The sequence below is a fragment of the Streptomyces anandii JCM 4720 genome, from assembly GCF_014650655.1.
Taxonomy (GTDB): domain Bacteria; phylum Actinomycetota; class Actinomycetes; order Streptomycetales; family Streptomycetaceae; genus Streptomyces; species Streptomyces anandii.
Window position 1 is genome coordinate 8,857 of the sequence record NZ_BMVJ01000040.1, and the last position, 1,229, is coordinate 10,085.

1 protein-coding gene and 1 pseudogene are annotated in these 1,229 nt (G+C 73.8%); both read right to left on the reverse strand.

Features of this window, described 5'->3' with window-relative positions:
* Positions 1–281, reverse strand: a 281-nt coding sequence (locus IE249_RS39500) for an FAD-dependent oxidoreductase (RefSeq protein ID WP_373304538.1), incomplete at its 3' end; no start/stop codon positions are given.
* Between the two features lie 136 nt (positions 282–417).
* Positions 418–1,229 (reverse strand): annotated as a pseudogene (locus IE249_RS39505) (NsdA family TPR-like regulatory protein); the annotation flags it as partial.

A 1,229-nucleotide genomic window follows, 5' to 3' on the forward strand; every position in this document is an offset into this window, starting at 1 on the left:
TGCGCGATGCCGTACTCCGCGCAGAACTTGACCATCTCGGCGGCGCCCCGCACCGCGTACCGCGCCTTCAGGGAGCCGGGGCGGTAGTAGATACCGCTGTGGATCACCCCGCTGTTGCGGCCCGTCTGGTGCCGGGCGGGGCCCGGCTCCTTCTCCAGGACGCTCACGCGTGTGCCCGGCGCGGCGCGTGTGATCGCGTACGCCGTCGACAGACCGACGATCCCGCCACCGATCACCAGCACGTCGCAGTCGTATGCGATCTTCGGCCGCACCTGCTCCACCTCCCGGCTTCGATAGTGCACTGCGCCACTGACAATGCCTTCAAACCGGCAGGCCGGCCAGAGGTGCCCGCGCCCGGCGGGGGCCGGGCGGGGATCCTTTTGTCCCGTTCGGCGGGCGCGCGCGACCGCCACCGGATCAGGCCGGGGCCATCAGGAGCGGCCGGGCCCGCTCCCGCAGCTCCACCACGCGCGGCTCGTCGCCGTAGGGCTCCAGCCGGTGCAGCAGGTCCTTGACGTACTCCGTGGTGCGGGCCGAGGAGATGCGGCCGGCGACCTCCACCGCGCGCACGCCCTGCTCGCAGGCCGCGTCCAGGTTGCCCGACTCCAGCTCCGCTACCGCCGAGACCACCAGCCGTAGGCCGTGCGAGCGCACGAACTCCTCCGTGGGCTTGGACAGCGCCTGCTCGGTGAAGCGGCGGACCTGGCGCGGGGCCTTCAGGTCGCGGTAGCACTCGGCGGCGTCGGCGGCGAACCGGTCGTAGCCGTAGAAGCCCAGCCACGTCGGGTCGTTGTCGCCCTCGCGGGAGCGCTCCAGCCAGCCCTCGGCGGCCTTCAGGGCCGCGCCGGCCGCCTGGGCGTCACCCGCGCGCGCGTGCGCGCGTGCCTCGACGAGACGGAAGAAGCTCATGGTGCGCGCCGTGGCCAGGCCGCGGTTGCGCTCCAGGGCGGCCTGCGCGAGGTCGACGCCCTCGTCGCCGAAGCCCCGGTACGTGGCCTGGAGGGACATGGACGCGAGCACGTACCCGCCGAGGGGGACGTCCGCGGCCGCGCGGGCCAGGCGCAGGGCCTGGATGTAGTACCGCTGGGCGGCCTCCTGCTGACCGGTGTCGAAGGCCATCCAGCCGGCCAGCCGGGTCAGTTCGGCGCTGGCCCCGAACAGGGCGCGGCCGACCTCGTCGGAGTACGAGCCGAGCAGCAGCGGGGCGGCCTCCACGCGTAAGCACTCGG